Genomic DNA, 23693 nt, shown 5'->3' on the forward strand with positions numbered 1-23693 from the left:
GTTTCGTCAGCATCGCCCATAGGGCACGCGCCATCTGGTTGGCCAGCGCGCTCGCGACGACCATGCGTGGTTTGCGGGGCAGCAGGCATTTCAGCCAGCCGTTGTTCGGCGTATCAAACCGCTCGACCGCCTGAAGAACGGCCATCGCACCCGAGACCAGCAGCCTGCGGATGTCGCGCTGCCCCATCTTCGGGGTCTGCCCGAGCCGCGGCTTGCCGCCCGTCGAGTGTTGTTTTGGCACGAGCCCGAGCCAGGCGGCAAAATCGCGCCCCCACCCGTGTGCCATGGCGCAAGCTTCCTTGGCTACAATGCACCTCGGATGTTAGGCAATGAACGCGAGCAGCTGAGCCCGTGAAAGCTGCTTGCGGAACATGACAGATCCATCGTCGCGCGCGCCGTGCAAATGGAAAACGCGCTTTGCAAGATCAATCCCGACAATGGTAACTTCGGACATGGTTGCTCTCTCCTTCTGTGATGTCTTCAGAAAACATCACCTTGGCACATTATGATGCCGTCGGGAGGGGGCATCCATGCCATCAACAAAGCCGCGTGACGGTTTTGCCGCCAGCAATGGCGATGACTGGGCAATACATCGCGGTGTTGGCCTGTATGATTGGCCTTTGGCCAAATAGTCACATCCCGTTGAACAGGGGTTTTCTCAGCTTTCGAACAGCGCCATCTTGGATCAAAGCGGCAGGCATCCGGTGATGCCTATGAGCTCCAGGAGAGATAAATGGCAATTTCCTTGCAAGAGATGATGGCTGACGCAAATGCGGCAGTGGCGCGCATTCCGGTGGCCCAGGCGCAGGAGTTGATCGCGCGAGGGGCTTTGTTGCTCGATGTGCGCGACGCCCCTGAATTGGAAGCGCAGGGGCGCGCGACTGGATCGCATCATATTCCGCGTGGGATGTTGGAGTTTCGCGCCGATCCTGCCAGCCCCTTTTATGATGTGGCCCTGCGTGCGGATCGCCCTGTGGTACTGCATTGCGCTAGTGGTGGCCGTGCGGCCCTTGCGGGCAAGCTGCTGAAAGACATGGGGTACGACGAGGTCTACAACCTAGGTGGCTTTGCTGAGTGGAAAGAGGCTGGGGCGCCGGTAGAAGAACCTGTCGATCGCGGCATGGGGCTTTGAGGTGAACTGATCCGGATCAAAGAACGGGTGCGCAGATTTGGGTAAGACATGATTCACATTCGAAACCCAATAGTCGAGGAGGCCTGTATGTTACGCCTTGCATCCATTCTTTATTCCCTGATCGGCAGTAGCCTGGCTGGCGTCGGTGTTATCGCCGTTCTGGTGGCTGGATTCGTGTCGGTAAATGCGATCTTGCTTGCGGCTGTTGGCGGCGCGGTTCTGGGCCTGCCGGTGGCCTGGCTGGTGGCGCGCCAGCTCTATCAGAACGGAGCCCACTAACTGTTTCACGGGACTGATCCACCAATCTGGCAAAAGGTGGCCCCCAAAGCTCACGGACTTTGGGGTGGTCCTGTTTATGGCAGTCAGGCGTTGAGAAAGGCGCGGGCATTGGCCTCAAAGGCGCGCGGCTTTTCTGCATGGAGCCAATGACCGGCCCCGGGGATCTTGGCAAAGCGGGCGTTGGGGAAGCGGGCGAGGATGACGTCGCGGTCTTCGCGCCGCACGTAGTCCGAATTGCCACCAGACAGAAAGAGCACAGATCCCTGCCATTGGGCCTCGGTCTCAGGGAAAGACATGATGTCGGGCATATGCCGCGCCAGGGTGTCCAGGTTGAGCCGCCATCCCTTGTTGGGGATATCTAGGGACTGGGTGAAAAAGCTCTGCAGGGCAGGTTCGACACCCGCTTTTGCCAATTGTTGCTCAACATCGCCGCGCCGTTCCACTTGGTCAAAATTCACTGCGCGCATTGCGTCGATGAATTGAATTTGACTGTGGCTATAGGGCACAGGCGCAATATCGGCGACAATCAGGCGATGCACCATTTCCGTGTGGTTGAGGGCCAGCATCATGGCGGTTTTGCCGCCCATGGAGTGGCCGATCACATCCATATGGCCCCCGTGCGCTGCGATGACTTCGGCCAGGTCTTCGGCCATTTCCGGATAACTGTGGCTGTCGCTCCAGGCGCTTTGCCCGTGGTTGCGCAGATCAACGGCAACAACCTGGCGCTCATCCGCGAGCCGTTTGCAGATCACCCCCCAATTGCGCGCAGATCCATAGAGACCATGGGCAACCAGCAAGGGAGGTTTATCGGTGGGGGTACCATGTAGAATGTAGTTCAGCATGCGCCAGTGATAGCCTTGCGGCCAGGGCATGGCCAGACCCATTGAGGCGCAGGGACGCTTGCGGTAACTACTGGGGGCAGGAAACCGGGGCGAGCACAGCGTCCCAAAAGCGGAGCACAGATCAATGGCGCAAGACATCTTTGCCGATATCGAAGAGGTGCAGGAGTTGTTGAGATCCCATGCCGAGGTCTCGGGGGATCTGGCATCCGCTTTAGGCAAGGCGCGGCGTCAGCTGCCGCGGCGAATTTATAAACAAGGGATGCGTCTGGCCAATGCTTTGCCGATGTTGGAGCATCCAAAGCTGCGCCAGACCCAGGATGAAAAATCCCTGCAACAGGCAGCGCGGGAAGTGAGAAACCACCTGAAAAAGATCGACACCGCAGATCGCCGCAAGGGACGTATGCTCGAGATCCTGGGCAGTATGGCCTTCGCTATACTGGTGGTGTTTGTGCTGCTGGTGACTGTTTTGCGTTGGCGTGGGTTTATCTGACCTGCAGAACGGTCTAGTTACCGGCCTGTTGGGGGATGTTCGGCGCGGGGTCCTGGCAGCAGGCGGCTGTAGCATCTACCTAATCCAGCTCAACAAATAAGGTTGGTACGCCCGCGTGAAGCTGTCATGGTGGATGCGATAGAGAAACTGGAGATGCGTTGTATGCTCATTGTTGGCTGGCGGGAGCGTGTCGATCTGCCGCTTCTGGGTCTCAGAAACCTCAAAGCAAAAATAGACACCGGGGCGCGTACATCTGCCCTGCATGCGACCGATATCGTGAGCTTTGAACGCGATGGCGTCCCTTGGGTCAAGTTTCACACCCGGTTCGATGATGACGCGCTGGATACGGATGTGGAATGCCCGATTTTCGACCAACGGGATATTCGCAACACCAGTGGCATCCCGCAGTCCCGTGTCGTCATTCGAACCAAATTTCGGATTGGCAGCCGCCTGTGGAAGATCGATCTGTCGCTGACTGAGCGCTCAGACATGAAGTTTCGAATGATTGTCGGACGCACCGCTTTGCGGCGACACAATATCCTTGTCGATCCCAGCAAAAGCAATCTGACGACGCCAGTTTCGGCCCAACACTCTGATGAAAGGAGCTCGCCTTCATGAAAATTGTCATGCTTGCCCGAAATCCGAATCTCTATTCCCATAAACGCCTGGTTGAAGCCGCCGAGGCCCGCGGCCATGAAATTCGAATTGTCGACACCCTGCGGTGCTACATGAACATCGTGTCGCGGCGTCCCGAAATCTATTACAACGGCGAAAAGCTGACAGGCTATGACGCGGTAATCCCTCGGATTGGCGCATCCATTACCTTCTATGGCATGGCAGTGTTGCGGCAGTTTGAAATGATGGGTGTCTATCCATTGAACGAAAGCGTCGGCATCGGCCGCTCACGTGACAAGCTGCGCTCAATGCAGCTGTTGGCGCGCGATGGTATCGGCCTGCCGGCAACCACATTTGCCCATGATCCCAAACAAACCGAAGAAGTTCTGAAAGTGGCAGGCAGTGCGCCCTTGGTCATCAAACTGCTGGAAGGCACCCAGGGCATGGGCGTGGTTTTGGCGGATACTGACCGCTCTGCCAAATCCGTGATCGAGGCCTTTCGGGCGACAAAAACAAATATCCTGGTACAGGAATTTATCAAAGAGGCCGGCGGCACCGATATCCGCGCGATTGTAATTGGCGGTAAGGTGGTGGCAGCGATGAAACGCAAAGGCGCCGAGGGCGAATTCCGCTCCAACCTTCATCTCGGGGGCACAGCTGAGGTGATCAAGCTGTCGCCTGCCGAACGTGCCACTGCGGTTGGCGCTGCCAAGTCGATGGGGTTGAATGCCTGTGGCGTTGATATGTTGCGCTCTGACAATGGGCCGCTGGTGATGGAAGTGAACTCCTCTCCCGGTCTGGAAGGTGTCGAAAAGGCAACCGGCCTTGATATCGCTGGCAAGATCATTGAGTTCATCGAGAAGAGCGCAAAGCCCGGTGCCACCAAGACAAAGGGCAAAGGCTAATGCCCAAACGGCCTGCGTTCGAAATCGGCGGTGAAGTGGTGGCCGCGGGTAGCCGCCAGACCATTGATTTGCCGGTCAGTTCCTTGTCTGATCACACACCGGTCATGATGTCTGTGCATGTGATCCATGGGAAGCTAGACGGGCCCACGGTGTTTGTCAGCGCCGGTATCCATGGCGACGAAGTGATCGGCATCGAGATCGTGCGCCGCTTGCTCAAGTCCTCTGCTTTGCGTGGAATGCGCGGGACATTGATCGTGGTGCCAATTGTGAACTCATTTGGGTTTATCAATAAATCCCGCTACTTGCCCGACAGGCGGGATCTCAACCGATCCTTTCCCGGCAGCGAAGGCGGCTCGCTTGCTGCGCGACTGGCCAATCAGTTTTTGACCCAGATTGTGTCGCGGGCGGATCTCGGTATTGATTTGCATTCAGCCGCCATCCACCGCACCAACTACCCGCAGGTGCGGGTGTCACCGGGTGAAACCGAGATCCGTAAGCTGGCGGATGCCTTTGGGGCGCCAATCATCATGGAATCGACAATCCGCGAAGGGTCTTTGCGGCAGGCGGCCCAAGATCTGGGAACACCTGTTTTGCTCTATGAAGCTGGCGAAGGCTTGCGCTTTGACGAGGTGTCTGTGCGCGCTGGGCAGGTCGGAATTTTGCGGGTCTTGAAATCGCTCAGCATGATTTCAGGGCGTGGCGTTGCTGCGTCCAAGGGGCAGCCGCAGTTTTGTACCGCCAGCAAATGGCTGCGCGCGCCGATGGGCGGATTGTTTCGCAGTCTGAAATCCGACGGTGAACTGGTCCACAAAGGGGATTTGCTCGGTGTTGTCTCTGATCCCTTTGGAGAACTGGAACGTGAGATCGAGGCACCTTTCAGCGGTATCATTGTCGGGCGCGCGGTCTTGCCGATTGTGAACGAAGGCGATGCGGTGTTCCATCTCGCACGGGTTCGGTCAGTAGAACAGGCCGAGGACGCGATGGATGAACATTCAACACAGCTGGCCGACGATCCAATGTTTGATGAGGGTGAAATCATCTGATCGCAGGGTGACCTTGCAACCCCAGCCTCGGCGAAGGTGCAGACAGACGCCCATATTGCCGTGCTCTGTGTCTATGTGGAAGCGCCGCTATAAACGTCGTGGTCGCGTCGAGATCACGTTTAGCAGGTATGAAAAAGGCGCCGCTGAAAGATCCTGCGGCGCCCCTGTCATTACGTTGCTTATCCGACCTTAGAGGTTGGGGTAGAGCGGGAATTTGGCGCAAAGCGCAGAGACCTTGCCACGGACAGTGGCCTCGACCTCGGCATTGCCTTCTTCGCCATTGGCGGCCAGACCATCGACCACTTCGACGATCAACTGAGCAATCTCGCGGAATTCAGCCTCACCAAAACCGCGGGTGGTGCCCGCAGGGGTGCCTAGACGGATACCAGAGGTCACCATTGGCTTTTCCGGGTCAAAGGGGATGCCGTTTTTATTGGTGGTGATATGGGCGCGGCCCAGGGCCTTGTCGACGATGTTGCCGGTCACGCCTTTGGGGCGCAGATCGACCAGCATCACATGGGTGTCGGTGCCGCCGGTGACGATATCCAGCCCGCCTTTGATCAGCTCATCTGCCAGGGCGACCGCGTTGGCGCGAACCTGTTTCTGGTAGTCTTTGAACTCTGGACGCAGCGCTTCACCAAAGGCAACGGCCTTACCTGCGATCACATGCATCAATGGGCCACCCTGGATACCGGGGAAGATCGCCGAGTTGACCTTTTTGGCGATATCCGCGTCATTGGTGACGATCATGCCGCCGCGCGGGCCACGCAGAGTTTTATGGGTGGTGGTGGTTGCCACATGGGCATGCGGGAAGGGCGAGGGGTGCTCTCCGGCGGCAATCAGACCGGCGATATGGGCCATGTCGACCATGAAATAGGCGCCCACGGAATCGGCGATTTCGCGGAACTTGGCAAAGTCGATCTGACGTGGGATGGCAGAGCCGCCCGCAATGATCAGCTTGGGCTGATGCTCGGTTGCCAGCGCCTGGATCTGATCATAGTCGATCAGGTTGTCGCCTTCGCGCACACCATAGTGAATGGCGTTGAACCATTTTCCCGATTGGTTGGGGCGTGCGCCATGGGTCAGGTGACCACCAGCAGACAGATCCATGCCAAGGATGGTATCACCGGGCTGGATCAGCGCCTGGAACACACCCTGGTTGGCCTGCGAACCGGAATTGGGCTGCACATTTGCAAACTCACAGCCAAACAGCTGCTTGGCGCGGTCAATGGCGAGGTTTTCCGCAACGTCGACGTGCTGGCAGCCGCCATAATAGCGGCGACCGGGGTAGCCTTCGGCGTATTTGTTGGTGAGCACAGAGCCCTGCGCTTCCATTACGGCAGCGGAAACGATGTTCTCGGAGGCAATCAGCTCGATTTCGTCGCGCTGGCGGTGCAGCTCGTCGGTGATTGAGCCAAAGAGTTCTGGGTCACGCTCAGAGAGGGATTGAGTGAAGAATCCGGGATCACGGGTGGTCGCTGTCATGGTGGCTCCGCTAAGTAGCAAGTGGCAAGATTGGGTAATCTGAGAGATTTCCTATCGGAAACTTCACAGATCTTAAAGGCTGTAAAGCGGCAATAACGGAACATAGAGCGGCAACACTGGTCTTTGTGGCTCGGCTGTGCTTGTTTCGGAACAAAATGGCTCACTCCGGAAACAGGGTTTTGTGACAATGAGAATCGCCTTCTTGGCCAGTGATGCCCCCGTGGCGCAAACGGCCTGTGACACCCTGGTCAAATTGCACGGCAATGCGCCGCCGGAAAATGCCGATGTGATTGTGGCGCTTGGCGGGGACGGCTTTATGCTGAAAACCCTGCACGAGGCGGTTGATCTGGCCTTGCCCGTCTATGGTATGAACCGGGGCACGGTTGGGTTTTTGATGAATGAATACCATGAGGATGGTCTGCTTGCCCGGCTTGAGGCGGCAGAGGAAGAAATTATCAACCCATTGTCGATGACTGCGATGGACCGCGATGGGGCCGTCCACAAGGCCTTGGCGATCAATGAGGTTTCCCTGTTGCGGGCGGGCCCGCAGGCGGCGCGGCTGAAGATATCGGTCGACGGGCGCCAAAGACTGGCAGAGCTGGTCTGTGACGGGGCGCTGGTCTCTACGCCGGCGGGATCCACCGCCTATAACTATTCCGCCCATGGGCCGATCCTGCCGATTGGATCGGATGTGCTGGCCTTGACAGCAATTGCGGCCTTTCGACCGCGTCGCTGGCAGGGGGCGTTGCTGCCCAGCGGTGCCAAAGTGCGCTTTGACGTGCTGGAAGCAGACAAGCGCCCGGTCATGGCAGATGCGGATTCGATCTCCTGCCCGGATATTCAGTGGGTCGAAATTCAGACCGAACCCAGCATCCGCCACAAAATTCTGTTTGACCCAGGCCATGGCCTGGAGGAACGCCTCATCTCCGAGCAGTTCACCTGAGACCGTCCTTTGGGAATTGTGAAAGGCAAGAAATTTCAAGCGAATAACTGTGACTTTTTTCCCAGCTGTAGAAATCTTGTGCGAAATGCGATCAGGTTATTGTGAAAAGGCTGGCCTGGTCCGCTTTGATTGGGGCATCCTGGCGGTACGGTAGCTGCAGTTTTGGCGTTGTGTGCATTCTGCTGAAGCTACCCCTTGTTTTCAGAGACGATTTTGGCCCTTGGCGAATGATCGTCCTGTGTGAGCTAGTTTTCATGGTATGAAAGGTGCCGGGAATGGACTGATCCATTTCCCGGTTTCTTTTTGTGGCGTCTGGTCCGCAAGGCGTCCGGCGGCACTGCAGTTCGCTGGCAATATACACCCACAGACAGACAGGGAGCGGGCGGCTGATGCACCGCCCGCTCCCTTGGAGTTTGATGGCATGGCTCGGGTCAAAACACCTGCTGCGGCAGGGTTTGGTTTAGGCCATGAGATCCCAAAGGTGTGGACTGAACCTCCCAACGCGCTGTTCGATCGCAATGCAGGCGTCCACCGCCATGTCTTCGCGCCAGCGACGGGCGACGATCTGCACATTGATCGGCTGGGGACCGCTTGCCAGTGGTGCCAGTCGCGCAGGGACGCAGCCCGCAGGCAGGCCGAGATAATTCATTGCATAGGAATAGACGGCGCAGCCCAGAACCTCATGCACGCCTTCCGCACCTTCAGTATCGCGGTCGGGTTTGAAAAACGGCTGCGGCAGAAACGGCGTGAGAACCAGAGGATAGTCCTGCATGAACAGGGACCATTCGCGTGCATAGTGGCTGCGCTTGGCCATCATCTGCAACAGCTCGGTACCGGCAAAGGGCGGGAACTCCTGGAAATAGACCTCAAAGATCTGTCGCACGGTATCGGATCCGGCGGCGTCCACATCCTGCTTCATCATTGCGTAGACTTCGCCCATCAGCGCCCGATAGCCGGTGCGCCCGGCGTCAAAGGCATTAGGGGGCTCGACCTCTTCAACGACATACCCGGAATCTGTCAGCGCATCGCGCGCGGTCTCCAGCGCCAGATTGACCTCCGGGTGCAGGTCATAGCCAAAGGTGTTGCGGGTAAAGGCAACCTTGATCGGGCCGTCCAGAGGCGCGCCACGCCAGGGAAGGGGGGCATGAAACGGGTCGCGCGGATCTGGTGCAATCAGCGAAGGCATCGCCAGATGCAGATCCGCAGCCGAGCGGGTAATCAACCCCTGAACCGACATGGACTGCGCCAGCATGCCGCGTTCGGCCTTTTGGCTGGGGTTCCAGGCGGGCACACGTCCTAGACCTGGTTTAACCGTCACCGCACCATTGGCAGCCGCCGGAAACCGCAGCGAGCCGCCGATATCGTTGCCATGGGCCAGGGCGCCGATGCCTGCCATCACTGCTGCACCCGCCCCCCCAGAAGAGCCGCCGGGGGAAATATGTCGTCCCCAGGGGTTATGGGTGCGGCCAAACAGCGGGTTGTCCGTATCGGCGCGAAAGGAGAACTCGGGTGTATTGGTTCGGCCAATCACCACGGCGCCGGCTTTTTCCAGATTCGCGACCACGGGCGCATCCCCGGGGGCAATCAGGTCTTTCAAGGCTGTCACCCCGTTAGAGGTGGCATGGCCTTCCTGATCGACGTTGATCTTGATGGTGACAGGCAGCCCCTGAAGCGGCCCTGGCGCCGCACCGGCTTCGCGGGCTTTATCGAGTTCCCGGGCACGGGTCAGGGCCTCGGTGCTCAAGTCTTCGACCACCGCGTTCAGGCCGGGGTTCACCGCATTCATCCGGTCAATCGAGGCCTGCACCGCCGCTTCGGCGGAAACATCGCCAGCGCGGGTTCGGGTGGAAAGTTCGGTGGCGCTCAGGCGCCAAATATCATCTGTGTTCATTTTGCTCATCTCCTGCGCGGCAGGGTAGAGCTGTGGTTTGCGGTTGCAAGGGAAACCAGAGGTAAATTCTGTTTCCTTTTCTAGAATTTAGCTCATCGGACAAGAAACCGGCAGAGCTGTGCGTTATGTGGTCGAAAGGTTGGGCTGCCCTTCGACCACAAGGCTCAGCTGTTAGGCCTTTGCAAAGCCAAGGCCCTGAAGGGCGCCGGTGATTTCATCCAGAATTGCCGGGTCATCAATGGTGGCCGGCATCTTCCAGGGGGTGCCATCGGCAATATTGACCATGGTGCCCCGCAGGATCTTGCCCGAGCGGGTCTTGGGCAACCGGTCGACCACAACGGCCAGTTTGAAGGCGGCCACAGGGCCGATCTTTTCGCGCACCAGCTTGACCACTTCGGCCACAATTTCGCTGGGGTCGCGACCGACACCGGCATTGAGGCAGAGGAAGCCCAGTGGTGCCTGGCCCTTCAGCGGGTCAGCGACGCCAATCACTGCGCATTCCGCCACATCCGGGTGGCCTGCCAGCACCTCTTCCATGGCGCCTGTGGACAGACGGTGGCCGGCAACATTGATCACATCATCCGTGCGCGCCATGATATAGAGATAGCCGTCCTCGTCCTTCATGCCCGCATCGCCCGTTTCGTAATACCCGGGGAAGGTGGTTAGATAGCTTTTCTTAAAGCGCGCTTCGGCGTTCCACAGGGTTGGCAAGGTGCCAGGGGGGAGGGGCAGCTTGATGGCAATGGCCCCCAGCTCTCCGGCGGCAACGGGATGGCCGCCTTCGTCCAGGATATCCACCTCATAGCCCGGCATCGGCACCGCAGGGGAGCCAAGTTTGGTGGGCAGTTCTTCAATGCCAAGCGGGTTGGCGGCAATCGACCAGCCGGTTTCGGTCTGCCACCAGTGGTCTACAATTGGCACATTCAGCTTTTCCTGCGCCCAGGTGATGGTATCAGGATCGGCGCGCTCGCCAGCCAGATAGACCTGGCCCAGGCAGCTGAGGTCGTATTTGCCGACAAATTCGCCCTTGGGGTCTTCGCGTTTTACCGCACGGAATGCGGTGGGGGCGGTGAAGAAGCTTTTGACCTTATGTTCCGAGATCACCCGCCAAAAGGTGCCCGCATCTGGCGTGCCGATGGGTTTGCCCTCAAAGACGATGGTGGTGTTACCATGGATCAGCGGCGCGTAGCAGATATAGCTGTGTCCGACGACCCAGCCCACATCGGACGCCGCCCAAAACACATCGCCCGGATCAACGTTGTAGATGTTTTTCATCGACCAGTTCAGCGCCACCAATTGCCCGCCGGTGTGACGTATCACCCCCTTGGGCTGGCCAGTGGTGCCTGAGGTGTAGAGGATATAAGAAGGATGATTGCCCTCCACTGGCAGACAGTCGGCCGGTTCCACACCATATTGAAAGCCGTGCCAGTTGACATCCCGGCCTTCGACGAGCTCGGCAACCTCTTGTTCTCGCTGCAAAATAACGCAGAAATCAGGCTTGTGCGAGGCGAGTTCGATGGCACCGTCCAGCAGGGGTTTATAATGCACCACCCGGCCAGGCTCCAACCCGCAGGAGGCGGCGATGATGGCCTTGGGGGTGGCGTCATCAATGCGCACCGCCAGCTCATTGGCGGCAAAGCCCCCAAAGACAACCGAATGCACCGCGCCAATACGGGCGCAGGCCAGCATGGCCTCCAGCGCCTCGGGGATCATCGGCATATAGATAATGACGCGATCACCCTTCTCGATGCCCTTGGCCCGCAGGGCGCCTGCCAGATTGGCCACGCGGTTGCGCAGCTCCACATAAGAGATTTCGCGCTTGGTGTGGGTGATGGGGCTGTCATAGATGATCGCTGTCTGCTCCCCTCTGCCGGCCTCTACATGGCGATCCACCGCATTGTAGCAGGTGTTGACGCGGGCATCCGCGAACCATTCATAGAGCCCCTCACCTTTGTCGGTCAGCGCTTTGGTTGGGGCCTCCACCCAATCAATTGCCTCGGCGGCCTGCATCCAAAAGGCTTCAGGATCGGCTTTCCAGTTGGCATATATCTCTTTGTAAGACATCGGCGTCCTCCACGCGTTTTGTTCTCAAACGAGTTATGCGTAAGCGTGGCTCTGGAGCAAGTAATCATCATAACCTTGCGTCACAGCGCCGCGCAAAAATTTGCACTATGGCCGCAAAGACCATGCAAATTTTTGCAAACCCAGCGGTATTGCGGACTTTCGGGCAGTTTTTAACAATTTTTGCAAATTTGCTAACCTGGCCTAGCTAAGAATGTGAGGCTCGATTAGGGCGCTACGTGTAGCGGGACACTTCGCGTTGTATGTAGCGGGACACTTCGCGTTGCAGTACGGGACACTTCCCGTTGCAGCAAACTAATTTGGCGAATTCCCTGTTTTCTAACCCCAAATCGAGCCTTTGACCAGCCCATAGCCGCGCGGCTGGTTTGAGGCGGCGAGGGAGGTTTGGGACACTTCCCGTTTCAAACTCCAAAAATCCGCCGCCCAAACCGTTTAAATCATCGGGCGGCGGAGGTCTTTAAAGGGTGTTTAAAGGCTTTTGAAGGTGCTCGGCTTCCAGCTCATCAGAGGTATCTTTCAAGGCCTCCCAGCATTCGGGTTTGAGTGCTGCCCTCAGAACGGCATCGACTTCCGGTAGGAACGAGCACCACATGGGCGCCCCCTCCATTGTTATGTTTGGTTCAAGGCCTTCTAACTTACACAGAGCGCGGGCGGCGCGCTCCCGGACGGGTTTCAATTTGCGCATGGCTTGGATTCCTTGCTGGATGTCACCGCTACAGATAGCATCTCAACCTCGATTGGCGCTAGCGCCTGCTCCCAGCCCGAAGGAGCCCCCAGGCACACCAAGTTCGACTTATTCGATTGCATTCATAATGTGGAACCCTACACTTATAAATCGATTTGCCGATTTGAATAAGCAACCTAAAAGTGGTTCGCCGCGCCACCTTAAACACCACAAAAGGGGGGCACAAACCTTTATGGAAGAGCCGAAATTCCTCAACGAGCTGTCCGCAGAAGAGGCAAGATCATATTTTTGCCGAACCAACTCATACTTCGACATGGAGTTACCGCCATACTTCAATGTCCAGCCCCTTCTTGAATTCACTCTTTCCGAAGTGGAACAGATGACCATAAAGGAGATTACTGCGTGGAAACCAAGGAACCACGAGGGGTTGAACTACACCTTGATGTTCAACAAAGATGGCGACATCGGCTGGCGACCCTTCGAGTTAATGCACCCCGTCATCTACGCTAAATGCGTGGATATCATCACCCAAAAGGAGAACTGGAAACAAATCCAAGACAGATTCGCCCATTTCTCAGGTGGAATCGTGGAATGTTGTTCAATGCCAGTTGTCATTCTAGAAGCAGGAGACAGCCCTAAAAAACAACAGATCCTTAACTGGTGGAAGAAGATCGAACAGCGCTCGTTGGAACTTTCGCTCGAATATAGCCACGTCAGCTTAACAGATGTCTCAAACTGTTATCCATCAATCTACACCCATGCCATTGCATGGGCGCTGCATGATCGGGCCGATGCCAAGGCGAACCGTGGGAAACCCATTCTCGGAAACGAAATTGACAATCTGATAGTAAGTTCAAGAGAAGGACAGACAAACGGCATTCCTCAAGCCTCACTGCTTTCACATCTGCTTGCAGAGCTGATTCTCGGCTACTGCGATACATACATCAAAAGGAAGCTGCAGGGTAAAACAGGTATCATCATTCTAAGGTACAGAGATGACTATAGGATTTTTGCCAACTCAGATGCGGACTGCGCTGAAGGTTTGAAAGCCATTTCTGAATGTCTACATATGTTCGGCATGAAGCTGGGTGCATCGAAAACACTACGCTCTTCAAACGTTGTTCTAGGGGCTGTAAAGCAGGACAAAATCGACGCCCTGTCGCTAACCCGTCGCCAAACAACGCTTCAAAAAGAACTTCTGATCATTCATCGCTTCAGCAACAAGACGCCAGGGTCTGGCGCAACAAAGTTCCTAATCAGGGAATTTCTGGATCGTCTCGAACGACGTTTGCCTAAAAACGCTTGGAAGATCGAAAACCCAACAGTTCTTTCCGCAATCCTTCTTGATATTGCGGCCAAGACACCAGCGGTTTTCCCTGCAGTTGCGACGACCATTAGCAAGATTATGCTCTACTTGGAAACCAGTGAGCGCGAAGATTTGTTTAACTTAGTGGAGCAACGAACAAAAAGAATACCCAACAACGGCTACATGGAAATTTGGCTTCAACGGATTGCCCAGCCTAACTTCATTGGTTTCCTAAGCGTTGAGCCTATGTGCAAACTCGTGGAGGACGAGGGCGCTCAGTCCCTGTGGCCGAACGATTGGATCGGTAGGCAAGAGTTCCGTAATGCTCTTGATAAATTCTCAATCATTGACAGGGCAATCTTAGAAAACCTGCCGCCCGATATTCAGAATGAAGAGTTTGACGCTTTCTGGAAGGAATACGGATAATTTTTTATAAGCGTAATCGCCACCGTTTGGGATCCACCGCACCAGCGGATTTATTTGCCCTCAAAGGGGCCGATTTGGCGACTTTGCAAAGGTCACTAACTGCGCATAGCGGCCGTCCCGAGGGACATACGGCAATTGTGGTTCCCGGCCTAAGCCGGGAATTCTTTCTTTAGCTCAACAAACGCGCGTGCTGCAGCCATTGGGACCACCCCGTTACCGGCTGCAGCGGATCGGTCCACCCCACAGGCCACCCCATCATCCAGTCGCTGAAGGCAGGGTTGGGCTGGAAAAACGCTTTCCCTTTCGAGTGTGCGTCCCCAGCCTGCAAAGTCACCAGGCATCGGGGGGAAGAGGCCAGGGGGCCTGGCTGCCACCCCGTTGCGGTCAATAATTCCCACATCACAGTCCAGCACGTTGCCGCGGTCCTCAGTGAGACCTGACCGCCGATCTGGTTCTGGTCCGCCACAAAGAGGAAGCTGTTTGGCCCCATTCGGATTGATGTCTTGTTGCCTCCCTGTTTGACCGTTGGCGTGGGCCAGAATGAAGAGCCTTTGCCTGATATGAGACCCGCCGACTTCAGCCGCCGATTGCACGCGCGCTGCAACGCTGTAGCCCACGCTCTGAAGGTCTCTGACGACGTCTTGCAGGCCAAGGGTGAGATGGCCGACGACATTTTCGAAGAAGCACCATTCTGGCCTGACTTCGTCAACGATCCGGGCGACGTCTGGCCAGAGGTGGCGGGGGTCATCCTCGCCTTTTCGCACGCCGGATAGTGTGAACGGCTGGCAGGGATAACCGGCAGTGATGATATGAACGCGGCCACGCCACGGCTTGCCATCGAAGGATTTGAGATCGTCCCATATAGGAGCCGGAGCCAGGGACGTGTCTGCCATCCGCGCCACGAGAGTGGCCGCGGCGAAACTGTTTCGCTCGACATAACACACAGTTCGATACCCGGGTTCTGCGAGATGTAGGCCGAGGTCAAGTCCTCCGACACCGGCACAAAGGCTGATGCCGAGAAGGTCGTTAGATCGGTTGGGGGAGTGAAGAGCCACACTGTGGGTCCTTTCCATCGCGCTCCTGGCGCTTTGGTGAAGGGCTCTGTGGCCTCAGGGTGTTATGTGCCTTGCATCTTGGGCACTTGATAGAGAGCGCGCCGCTTAATGCGCCAGGCTCAATTTTGAATAGCAATCTACGGCATTCGCCGCAACGCTGGTCTTGCAACGTCAAGTGGAATCACCTCATGAAGGCCGGGTCCTCGAGGACAGGGAGCGGCCATGAAGAATTCGCTGGTCGGCGGGGTCATTGTCAGAATTTGGACCCGTGTTAAGGGGTGTTGTAGCACCCTTTAACCTCCCATTACTGGGAGGCGTTTAAAGCCTCTTCAAAGGCGGTTTGAAGGTCGAAGCCCGTCAAATCATCCTGGGCTTCAATTTGCTCCTGGACGGCGCGCTCAGCGGCAAAGCTGGCTTGCACGTGAGCTGACACGGCGGCGGTGATCGCTTCGAGATCCTGTTGCGACAGATCCGTCCAGCCTGCGGCCATCTTCCAGGCAATTGGAGCCTGCATTAGCCCATTTGATAGCGAGTTGACCGCCTCGGTCAGAGCGGCGCGGGTTTCGCGGTCGGTGCGGACTATTGCCCCGTCTGGCAAGGTGAGGCCGCCCACTTCATGTTTCCAGCGGGTGTTAGCCAGATCTGTTACTAAGGCAGCACGCGCGGTGACGGCGATTTCTTCGGCGGTGGTGATAGCAAGGGAAAAGCTCATGGGTTAGTCCTCGTCTACTGTGGGGGACTGCGGCAAGCGAGTGACCGGATCTGGGACCGGCCCCGAGGTGACAGTCAGAACCGGCGCTGTGGCGGGCTGGATCGGCTCTGCCGTGGCAGCGTCATAGTGCCAGCGCAGCGCAAGGTGCAGAACGCCCCCCGTGCGCTCAATGCGCCCCGCAAACGGATGATCGCCCTCTGGCTCAGCAAAGCCGCCTTCGGGCACGGAGGACAGGTCAAAGGCGACGCTATCAACGGTAAGAATATCGCCGCTGACGCTGGCGATGGTTTCCAGTTGGCCGGGTAGACCGGCGATGCATAGGCAAGTGATTTTCATCATGTGTTTCTCCTTTAGAACCATCGGCCAATGGCGATGAGGCTGGCGGCCAGAGCAACCCTGTCGCCGTTAAGATTGACGGCCCGAACGGCCACATCAGTCGCAACGGTTCCGCTCCCCGCGATCCCACCGATCGACAAAAAAGCTGGCGCTGATGACAGGGCAGAGACAGCCCCGGAAACAGCAGGCCGCCCAGGTGACGCGGGAAAGAGGAAACTGGCAGGATAGGTCCAGGTCGTGTCGGCAGTGTCGCTGGTTTGGAAGGCCTGATTGGTGCAGATCTGGGTGCCATTCGGAAGCCTTACCCACTCGCCATTTGCGTTGCTGCCGGAGGCCGCGTTGAGAGCTTTCCAGTCTGACCAAACACCGGCGTCTTTGATGCGATGGTAACTGAGGTTGTTGCCGTGGGAGAAAAACAACTGCGCCGCATTTGAGGCGTTGTACTGGAGATGCAGCAGGCAAGAGCCAGATGAACAAGGAGGAATATCTGCGGAAGCCGCAATAACCTGAGCGTTTATCAGATAGTTCCCAGAGGCGACAATATTGTCGATATTATCATTCGGAACTGGCGCAGCAATTTCACCCCAGCCAAACCCGCCGACTAGCGGTATCTTGCCCGGCGTCACATCCAAAGGGCCGCTCTGCACCGCCGCGCCACTGGCAACCCCACCCGCGAGCATGAGCTGAAGAACGTCACCGGCCTTGAGGCCAATGGCGTTTCCTGCGGGGTTTGTCATGCCGGTATCGCGGTCGGCGTCAAAGACCACGTCGCCTGGGAACCGGCCCTGACCGGCCTTGTCATAGATGCCTTGGTAGTTGCTGATCAGATCCTGCAGCCGGGCCGTTAGATCATGCGCCAAAGACTGCGTGGGAAAGGCCGCGTAGGTTTGCCCGGCTGCGGTGGCTCCCATATAGGGGGAGGCCAGAGTGATTTGCGTGGCGCTCTCAACCGAAAACACCTCGTAGGTGCGGCCATCTGGGCCGACAAAGCCCCAACCTGTCTGCAAGCTGCCGAACCAACTGGTGCCGGTGCCGGTCACCACGGCAGAGCCGTTTTCAACTGATACAGTACCTGTCTTTACCCATGCCATGACGGGGCCTCCTTTAGGTTACCTGGAACACGGTCCATTCGATTTTGGGGTTGCTGAAATAGACGCCTTGGGTGGCCTCCAGATCGATCTTGAGAAAGACCCGCTGGTCGGTGCCGCTGGACCAGTAGGGCGTCACCAGCTTGTTCGGGTCTTTTTGCCAGTTCGCTGATGGGTCAGGATTGACCCCGCCAAATCCATTCCAGCGCGCGCCCGGCTGGATGGATGCGTTCAGGGACCACAGCGCATTATTTGGATCAAACCCACCGGGAGCGGTTGCTCCAGTCGTCACCGAAGCAGCCGCGACCAGGGCAACCGAGCTGGCCTGCCAGACGTCGGATTTCCCGACACGGATGCCAGTGTTCACAAAGGCCCATTGGTTGCCGTCTTGAATGTTGCCGGTCAGGGTGAACGACCCTTTCGCCAGGACCATTGGGCGGGACAAAACAACGCCCGCCGCTTTGACTAGGCCCGTTGCAAAATCCAGCTTCAGCCCGGCCGTCGGAATGCCGTCGGCGTCTTCGGCGTAGTCGTCGCTCTGGATGGTGTCTTCGATCTGCGCGCGGCCAATACTGGCTCGGCCGAGGAACACGTTTTCCATGTAGACGCCTGCCGGAAACAGCTTGCCGTCAATGGTGCGCGAGCTGGTGTAGACCACAAATGGCGCGGTGCGGTTGCTTCCGTTCGGCCCGACGATTGCGAAACGATCCGATTTGAACACCGTGTCAGAAACAACCGCGCCTTCGTCGTCCAGCTCGGAGCGAACGACCAGGCCGGAGATCACGCCGTTGACGTCGAGCTGCAAAGTGTATTCAGCATTAATGCCGCCGATAGCGGCCAGCGACTGAGAAACTCCGGCGCTGTTGCCGTCCACCTCGGCTTGCACCGCCGTGAGAGCTGTGGCCTGCGCCGCAACCACACCGTCTACAAGCTCAATCTCGGTGGTCAGCTCTGAAATCGCAGCGGAATGGCCCGCGAGTGTGTCACCCGCGCCGTCCAGCTCGGCTTGCACCGCCGTGAGAGCTGTGGCCTGCGCCGCAACCACGCCGTCTACAAGCTCAATCTCGGTGGCCAGCTCTGAAATCGCAGCGGAATGGCCTGCGAGTGTGTCACCCGCGCCGCCCAGTTGTGCGTCCAGTTGTACGATGTCCTGGGCAATGGCGGCGGTCTCACTGGCCCGCGCGGTGCGTTCCGCCTCGATCAGGGCGGCGTTGTCTGCGATCACAGCGCCAAGCGCCGCCGTTTGCGCTGCAAAGGCCTCGCCCTGATCGTCGACGTGGGCGCGCAGGTCCTGGGAGGCATAGGCCAGATCCACGCGCCAGGCTTCGCGGTTTTCATAGCTCTGGAGCAACTGTTCCAATGTGGCGAGGTCCGCAAGATCCTGTGCGGCTTGTTGGTTCCGCGTATCCGCCACTGTTTGGCTGATTTGGGGGCCATCCATGGCGCTGATCTGGATTTCGGCGGATTGCAGGCGGTCTTGCAGACCGGTGAACTCTGACTGCGAGGCCTTTAGCGTGATGGCGGCTTCGGCGGCGTCCAGGTCAAGTTCCGCCTGCGAAAGGCGGGCGTCAATGCCGGTGACGGTGGTTTGAGAGGCCATCAAGGCAAGCGCGGCTTCGGCGGCGTCCAGGTCGATTTCAACTTGGTTCAATTTTAACTGCAGATCATCGACTAGCGGAAGGCCGGACGGATCTAAGGCCGCCAGGGTGATCTGTTGATTTACCCAGGCCTGCGTGGCCGCAAGGTTGATAGTGCCCTCGGCCGCGCTCATGCGGAGTTCAACCTGGCTGATCCGCTCGCCTTCGGCTTCCAGCCCATAAATCCTGACCGCGCCGGTCTCGGAGTCTATCACGATCCCCGCGTCTGCCATCAAACTGTCCAGCCCGGCAAGATGGGTGAGCGCCCAAAGGGATTGCTCCCCGATCTGGTTCAGGGCGTCGGCCTGTGTTTGTTGCGAGACCGCCTGAACTTCCAGCGCGGTATCCAGCGGATCTATGCGGGCGGCGAGCAACTCATCGTCCAGGACAGAGGCCACGTCAAAGGCCGCGTCCGACAGAGTTTCAAAGGTCTCGGTCGAAAGATCAGCAGGGGCGATCCCGACGTCCGGGGTCGTGACCGGTAACCAGGCAGACCAGCTCGTGGCGCGGTTTCTCGCGACTGGTTTGGCCTGGACCACATAGTCTGTCGCGCGGATGGTCGGCGCAAAGACGAACTCACCGGCGCTGACGTCCTGAGTGCTGGCCGTGATGATTTCAGAGGCGCCGACTACTTTGACCCGGAATGCCAGCCCGTCGGTTGCGTCCGCAATGTCGCCATCCCAGACGATACGAATAGCGGGCGCGCGGTTGTTGCCTGCGCCGTCCTTGATCGCTGCCCCATAGACCGCAAAACCGGTGACGCCGCTGTGGGTCGGGGATGGCGTGCTGGTCACCTGAGGGACGGTTGGCAGGGCAAGGGCGGGGTCCGGGTTATAGTCCTCGGGGTCGCATTCGCGCACGCTGATCGAGACATTCAGGGTCAGCAGATCATAGGCAACCTCAGTAATGCGAAAGCTCTTTGAGGTGTATTCGTAGTCTTCGGAGGTGGCGTTGATTGTCTGAAGCGGACGCAGGCGGAAGAACTCTGGCAGCATAGGCCATTTGTGGGTTCTGAAGCGCCGGTTTTCCTTCAGCAGGGCGTCACCAATCTGGCGGCCTTGGTTGGCGTCAAAGACCATGGGCAGAGATAGGTCATAGAGTTTTTCGCGGCCGTCCTCAGCGATCCAGTTGGCCTTGGAGATCGTCTCCAATGTCGACGGGTTCCAAAGCGCCTCAGGAGAGGGGTGCGAGACGATGACGCCATTGAAGGTGCTGTTGAGATCGGGGAAGGGATCATGCGTCCAGGCGTCAGAGACAGACAGATCCGCGTCCAGAACGATCTCCGCCACCGCGTCGCCGCTGTCGCCAACAATGGGATACCAATAGCCGCCGATTTCCACGATCTGCGCGTTGGCCGCCGCGAACAGTTCTTTGAGAATGTCGGCCGGCGGCTCTTCAAACTTGATCTCATAGCCGCAACGCGCGGGCTGCGTATCGCCGTTTTCGTCAATGAACTCCCGTGCGTTCATCGCAGCGAACCAGTCGGGAAGGGGGAGGTCTTCGGCGTCGAAATCCCCGCCATAGATACGCCCGCAAGGCAAAGTGATCCCGCGCAGGATATGATAGGCAATCACCATCGCATTGTCGGTGAATTCCCATGTCTCCGGCGCGTCCCAGCGCTGCGGCCCATTGCCACCGACGGTGCTGTCCTGGCGTGGGTCATAGAAACCGGGGCCGTCCAACTCAAAGAGGTATTCTGGACGGCCATTGGGGTAAAGATAGGCCATGTGGTAGAAAGTCAGAACCGCATAGCAGACGCCGGTCAGGATGTGGTCGTCTGTCCAGGGGCGTTCCGGGTCGTCTTTGAAGCGCGCGACCAATTCCGGGTCAGCGGCGATTTGCGAACCGTCCAGAAAGCGAATGAAACCTGTAAACGATGTCGATGTGTGGCGTTTGGTTTCAATGGGGTAGCCATAGGGCTCTTGCCAGTCGGTGCCGATTTCTGAGATCTCGCCGTCAATCACCAGGCGGCGCAAACGGGCACCGGGGAGGTCCCCGACCTCGACAACGTGGACGTTGTAGATATTGTTCGCACCGAAGCCGTTTTGATAGACGGCGTGGCCGCCTGTGGCGTAGCGGCCGATGATAGTGGCCTGCGGGTCAATGCCGCCTTTGGTCGTGTGAGTGGTGACTAGGCCGGGGTCACGCCGCTTGCTCTTTTGGTATTTCTCCATCAGCACCGAAATGGCGGTGGTGATCAGTGTTTTGAGCGCGGCGGCGACCAGGGCTTTTACTGTGATAGAGGCGGCGAAGGCCTGCCCGAGGGCCACCAGAACACCAATAATGGGCGCCGCGTGGGCGGGTTGGCTGAACAGAAAGAGGCAAATCAGAGCGTAGGACAGTAGGCGGGTCATGGGCGAAACACCCGGTAGGCGCTGGCGGGGTTGAGGTAGTCCAGGCCGTCTAGGCTCAAGACGTGGATTTGCGGGCCGCCAAAGATGCCAAGTGCGATTTCACCAGCTTCCTGAATTGCGGCGATGTCACCGACCTGCGCCTGGGACCAGCCGTCGATTTCGACCAGGTGGTGCGCCGCCAGATCGTCCAGGCTGCAAAAGCCTGCCATGGCGAGCTGGTCGCGCCCCTGATCCAGGCGACGGTACGTTCCGCGCCACTGCGCTGCCAGGTCCTTGCCCGAGCACCGCTTGACCCACTCGGCCGCGAAGAGCGCGCAGTCAAAACGCCCGGCCCGAAAGCGGCGTCCCGTTGCGCGGATTTCGCGCAGGTAGCAAAACAGAAGGGGCGCTCGGTTGTTCATTGTCAGCCCCATCGGATCGACCATTCGCCCGCCACGTCGCTGTATTCGCGGCCCCGATCCAAGGGATTGCGGCGTTGCAATTCAGCGCTTGAACGCTTCAAGGGCAGGCCAAAGGTCAGGCGGCGGCCAGCGGAGACCAGCACCAATTCGGTAAAGCCCGTGCCGCCTTTTGCGGCAATTTCCTGCGGGGCCTGGTTCAGGAAACCTTTGAACATGCGCACGGGCTCGCCGAGGGGGGCGCCGGTGTCGATATCCATCGGGCAGGAATGGATCTGGACGGCGGCAAGGCGTGGCTCATAGGCGTGCAGAAGGGTTTTAACCTCGTCCGTTAAAGGCGGTAATTTGATCCTCAAATTGCGCACAACAAAGCCGGGTTTGGCGATGATTGGGGGCACGTCGATCACATTGCCCGCACCGTAGTAGGTGCGGATTTCGCCCCCGATCAAGAACTCCTGGTGGTCGTCTCCGCTCCAAAGTCCGAGGGCTTCTGGCGCGCCGGTCTCGCGGTTCTTCGCCTGGATCCACAAAAGGGCGTGGCCCTCAGTGCCCCGGCGCTCTTCTAACTGTGCCTGTGCTTCTGGACTGAGATTTGACATTTCTACCTCAAGGTCTGGACCCACTCAAACGACCCGCCTTCGCTGATATTTGAGCGGCTCGCGCCGTAGTTTGCTGATTTCAAAACGGCCTTCAGGACCGGGGTTCCGAGCGTCACAGAAGCGCCAATCGCGGCTCCGGGGCGGATCTTTGGCGTGACCTCGATGTCGGTGATCTCGCCGCCCAGGCTGGCGGTGCCGCCCGTGAAAATCCGGTGATAGGCATAGCGGGTTGGGTTTGCCCCGTAGCTAAAGCCCAGCAAATCGCCCCGTTGCAAAACATACCCTTGTGGCAGGCCAGCGAGAGTCAGTTCCCGATTGTTGACGGAAAGGGCCGAGATATAGGGGGAGGCCGCGCCCAGAATGACCTTGCCGGGGTCAGCAATCGGGCCGGTCATTCGGGGGTCGCGGAACAGAAAAGACGCGCCGGGGTCTTCGAGAACGGAAAGACCCGCTTCAATAGCGGTCCAGAAACCGTGGGCTTCAATGTCCAGGGTGATGCTGCCCTGCCAGAGCCGTGCACCGCGTTTATGGGGAATGATCGATCCGTCCGCGCCTTCGGTGGTCGTGACCGCGCGGCCGGGAAAGGACGTGACCTTTGCAATGGGCAAAAAGTCCATGAATTCAGAGGTGGGGAGGGGCCAGGTTGCGGGCATTAGCCTATTCCATGTGGGTCGTTCAGGGCGCGTCGGGCGGTCTCGGGGGCGGTGTTGCGGTCGTAGTCTTGAAGACCCTCGACGGTGATCCTGCCCGAGACCTCTTCGACGTAGCTATGAAACAGAGGGCTTGGCTGGATCACGACGCGGGCGTAGGGAATTTCGCCCGCGCTGCCCGTGGCCGAGCTGTTCGCCCCAGTTGCCTTGCCTCCGGGGATTTCGCCACCGCTCGCAAAGCCGGGGATTTCGGCGCCGTCATTCATCGCCTGCAGGACAGGGCGGTACTTGCGAGTGGCCTTTGCGTGGACCACGGTTTCGCCTGGGGACAGCCAGGCCGGAACCTTGTCGTCGCGGTTGCCGCCGTCGCCGTGGACCGTCCCGATTCCGACGTGACCCTCAGCCAGGCCCAAGCCGCCGAGAAAAATGCCCACAAGGCCGCCGAGTTCGCCATCCTTACCACCCAGGCCGAAGAGATTGCCCAAGGGGCCGCCACCCAGAAGGAGCGCTTCTAGGGCCGCAGCCGCGATGGATGCCTTAACTTTGTCCCAGGCGTCGGCGGCTTCTTCGCCGCCTCTTACCAAGCCTTCGGTCAAAGAGTGTTGAATGTCACTGAGAACTGACCCGGTAGCCTCATAAATTGTCACTGAGAATTGACCCATGTGAACACATTGCCCTGACGGTTTTGTTCAGGGAGACATGGAGTGATCGACATGGGATTTTTGAGTGTCATAAGACGC

Annotated in this window: 23 protein-coding genes and 1 pseudogene; 8 read left to right on the top strand and 16 right to left on the bottom strand. The window is 58.3% G+C overall.

What is annotated here, in order from left to right:
- Position 1 precedes the first annotated feature (1 nt).
- Positions 2 to 454 (bottom strand): annotated as a pseudogene (locus QZ268_RS12465) (transposase); the annotation flags it as partial.
- A gap of 279 nt (positions 455 to 733) precedes the next feature.
- On the opposite strand from QZ268_RS12465, the gene QZ268_RS12470 reads away from it, so the two are divergent.
- Both QZ268_RS12470 and QZ268_RS12475 read left to right on the top strand, forming a co-directional pair.
- Positions 734 to 1132: a rhodanese-like domain-containing protein gene (locus QZ268_RS12470; protein WP_295453018.1), complete on the top strand. Its 399-nt coding sequence runs from the start codon at positions 734 to 736 to the stop codon at positions 1130 to 1132.
- 87 nt (positions 1133 to 1219) lie between these two features.
- On the top strand, positions 1220 to 1411 hold the full coding sequence (locus QZ268_RS12475) for a hypothetical protein (protein ID WP_295453020.1): 192 nt from the start codon (positions 1220 to 1222) through the stop codon (positions 1409 to 1411).
- 83 nt (positions 1412 to 1494) lie between these two features.
- On the opposite strand, the gene QZ268_RS12480 is transcribed toward QZ268_RS12475, so the two are convergent.
- A complete protein-coding gene (locus tag QZ268_RS12480; protein WP_295453022.1) occupies positions 1495 to 2283 on the bottom strand; it encodes an alpha/beta fold hydrolase in 789 nt (262 codons plus the stop codon).
- A gap of 94 nt (positions 2284 to 2377) precedes the next feature.
- Between QZ268_RS12480 and QZ268_RS12485 the strand changes: the two genes are divergently transcribed.
- The 4 genes from QZ268_RS12485 to QZ268_RS12500 all read left to right on the top strand — a co-directional run bounded on the left by QZ268_RS12485 (position 2378) and on the right by QZ268_RS12500 (position 5306).
- Positions 2378 to 2743 (top strand): hypothetical protein, encoded by a 366-nt coding sequence (locus QZ268_RS12485; RefSeq protein WP_295453024.1) that lies wholly within the window; start codon positions 2378 to 2380, stop codon positions 2741 to 2743.
- A gap of 162 nt (positions 2744 to 2905) precedes the next feature.
- Complete coding sequence (locus tag QZ268_RS12490; protein WP_295453026.1) at positions 2906 to 3361, top strand: RimK/LysX family protein; 456 nt, start codon at positions 2906 to 2908, stop codon at positions 3359 to 3361.
- Positions 3358 to 4263 (top strand): 30S ribosomal protein S6--L-glutamate ligase, encoded by a 906-nt coding sequence (gene rimK / locus QZ268_RS12495; protein WP_295453028.1) that lies wholly within the window; start codon positions 3358 to 3360, stop codon positions 4261 to 4263. Before QZ268_RS12490 ends, rimK begins: the two co-directional genes overlap by 4 nt.
- The gene (locus QZ268_RS12500) at positions 4263 to 5306 is read left to right on the top strand and encodes a succinylglutamate desuccinylase/aspartoacylase family protein (RefSeq protein ID WP_295453031.1); all 1044 of its coding nucleotides are present in this window, start codon (positions 4263 to 4265) and stop codon (positions 5304 to 5306) included. The genes rimK and QZ268_RS12500 overlap by 1 nt, the downstream gene beginning before the upstream one ends.
- A 189-nt stretch (positions 5307 to 5495) precedes the next feature.
- On the opposite strand, the gene glyA is transcribed toward QZ268_RS12500, so the two are convergent.
- A complete protein-coding gene (gene glyA, locus QZ268_RS12505; RefSeq protein WP_295453033.1) occupies positions 5496 to 6791 on the bottom strand; it encodes a serine hydroxymethyltransferase in 1296 nt (431 codons plus the stop codon).
- 187 nt (positions 6792 to 6978) lie between these two features.
- Here glyA and QZ268_RS12510 point away from each other — a divergent pair, with 187 nt between their 5' ends.
- Entirely contained in the window at positions 6979 to 7734 is a 756-nt protein-coding gene (locus tag QZ268_RS12510; RefSeq protein WP_349376574.1) for an NAD kinase, read from the top strand.
- Between the two features lie 460 nt (positions 7735 to 8194).
- On the opposite strand, the gene QZ268_RS12515 is transcribed toward QZ268_RS12510, so the two are convergent.
- From QZ268_RS12515 to QZ268_RS12525, 3 genes are all read right to left on the bottom strand, one after another.
- On the bottom strand, positions 8195 to 9625 hold the full coding sequence (locus tag QZ268_RS12515) for an amidase family protein (RefSeq protein ID WP_295453038.1): 1431 nt from the start codon (positions 9623 to 9625) through the stop codon (positions 8195 to 8197).
- 171 nt (positions 9626 to 9796) lie between these two features.
- On the bottom strand, positions 9797 to 11689 hold the full coding sequence (prpE, locus tag QZ268_RS12520) for a propionate-CoA ligase PrpE (protein ID WP_295453041.1): 1893 nt from the start codon (positions 11687 to 11689) through the stop codon (positions 9797 to 9799).
- Positions 11690 to 12164: 475 nt separating this feature from the next.
- Positions 12165 to 12392, bottom strand: a complete 228-nt coding sequence (locus tag QZ268_RS12525) for a hypothetical protein (protein WP_295453044.1) — start codon at positions 12390 to 12392, stop codon at positions 12165 to 12167.
- A gap of 232 nt (positions 12393 to 12624) precedes the next feature.
- On the opposite strand from QZ268_RS12525, the gene QZ268_RS12530 reads away from it, so the two are divergent.
- Complete coding sequence (locus QZ268_RS12530; RefSeq protein WP_295453047.1) at positions 12625 to 14124, top strand: RNA-directed DNA polymerase; 1500 nt, start codon at positions 12625 to 12627, stop codon at positions 14122 to 14124.
- Positions 14125 to 14273: 149 nt separating this feature from the next.
- Here QZ268_RS12530 and QZ268_RS12535 read toward each other — a convergent pair whose 3' ends face one another.
- From QZ268_RS12535 to QZ268_RS12575, 10 genes are all read right to left on the bottom strand, one after another.
- Positions 14274 to 15197 (bottom strand): DNA cytosine methyltransferase, encoded by a 924-nt coding sequence (locus QZ268_RS12535; protein WP_295453050.1) that lies wholly within the window; start codon positions 15195 to 15197, stop codon positions 14274 to 14276.
- Positions 15151 to 15354, bottom strand: coding sequence for a Com family DNA-binding transcriptional regulator (locus QZ268_RS20190; protein WP_365322199.1), 204 nt, complete (start codon positions 15352 to 15354; stop codon positions 15151 to 15153). Before QZ268_RS20190 ends, QZ268_RS12535 begins: the two co-directional genes overlap by 47 nt.
- Positions 15355 to 15483: 129 nt before the next feature.
- Positions 15484 to 15891, bottom strand: coding sequence for a DUF4376 domain-containing protein (locus tag QZ268_RS12540; RefSeq protein ID WP_295453052.1), 408 nt, complete (start codon positions 15889 to 15891; stop codon positions 15484 to 15486).
- Between the two features lie 3 nt (positions 15892 to 15894).
- A complete protein-coding gene (locus QZ268_RS12545; protein ID WP_295453055.1) occupies positions 15895 to 16230 on the bottom strand; it encodes a hypothetical protein in 336 nt (111 codons plus the stop codon).
- An 11-nt stretch (positions 16231 to 16241) separates the two neighbouring features.
- Positions 16242 to 17318 carry a pyocin knob domain-containing protein gene (locus QZ268_RS12550; RefSeq protein WP_295453057.1) on the bottom strand — a complete coding sequence of 359 codons (1077 nt, stop codon included), beginning with the start codon at positions 17316 to 17318 and terminating at the stop codon, positions 16242 to 16244.
- Between the two features lie 13 nt (positions 17319 to 17331).
- A complete protein-coding gene (locus tag QZ268_RS12555) occupies positions 17332 to 21306 on the bottom strand; it encodes a DUF1983 domain-containing protein (protein ID WP_295453060.1) in 3975 nt (1324 codons plus the stop codon).
- On the bottom strand, positions 21303 to 21707 hold the full coding sequence (locus QZ268_RS12560) for a hypothetical protein (protein WP_295453064.1): 405 nt from the start codon (positions 21705 to 21707) through the stop codon (positions 21303 to 21305). Before QZ268_RS12560 ends, QZ268_RS12555 begins: the two co-directional genes overlap by 4 nt.
- 2 nt (positions 21708 to 21709) lie before the next feature.
- Positions 21710 to 22303 (bottom strand): hypothetical protein, encoded by a 594-nt coding sequence (locus tag QZ268_RS12565; RefSeq protein WP_295453067.1) that lies wholly within the window; start codon positions 22301 to 22303, stop codon positions 21710 to 21712.
- Between the two features lie 2 nt (positions 22304 to 22305).
- A complete protein-coding gene (locus QZ268_RS12570) occupies positions 22306 to 22956 on the bottom strand; it encodes a hypothetical protein (RefSeq protein ID WP_295453069.1) in 651 nt (216 codons plus the stop codon).
- Positions 22956 to 23615, bottom strand: coding sequence for a hypothetical protein (locus QZ268_RS12575; RefSeq protein ID WP_295453072.1), 660 nt, complete (start codon positions 23613 to 23615; stop codon positions 22956 to 22958). The genes QZ268_RS12570 and QZ268_RS12575 overlap by 1 nt, the downstream gene beginning before the upstream one ends.
- Positions 23616 to 23693 lie beyond the last annotated feature (78 nt).

The organism is uncultured Pseudophaeobacter sp., from assembly GCA_905479575.1.
Classification (GTDB): domain Bacteria; phylum Pseudomonadota; class Alphaproteobacteria; order Rhodobacterales; family Rhodobacteraceae; genus Pseudophaeobacter.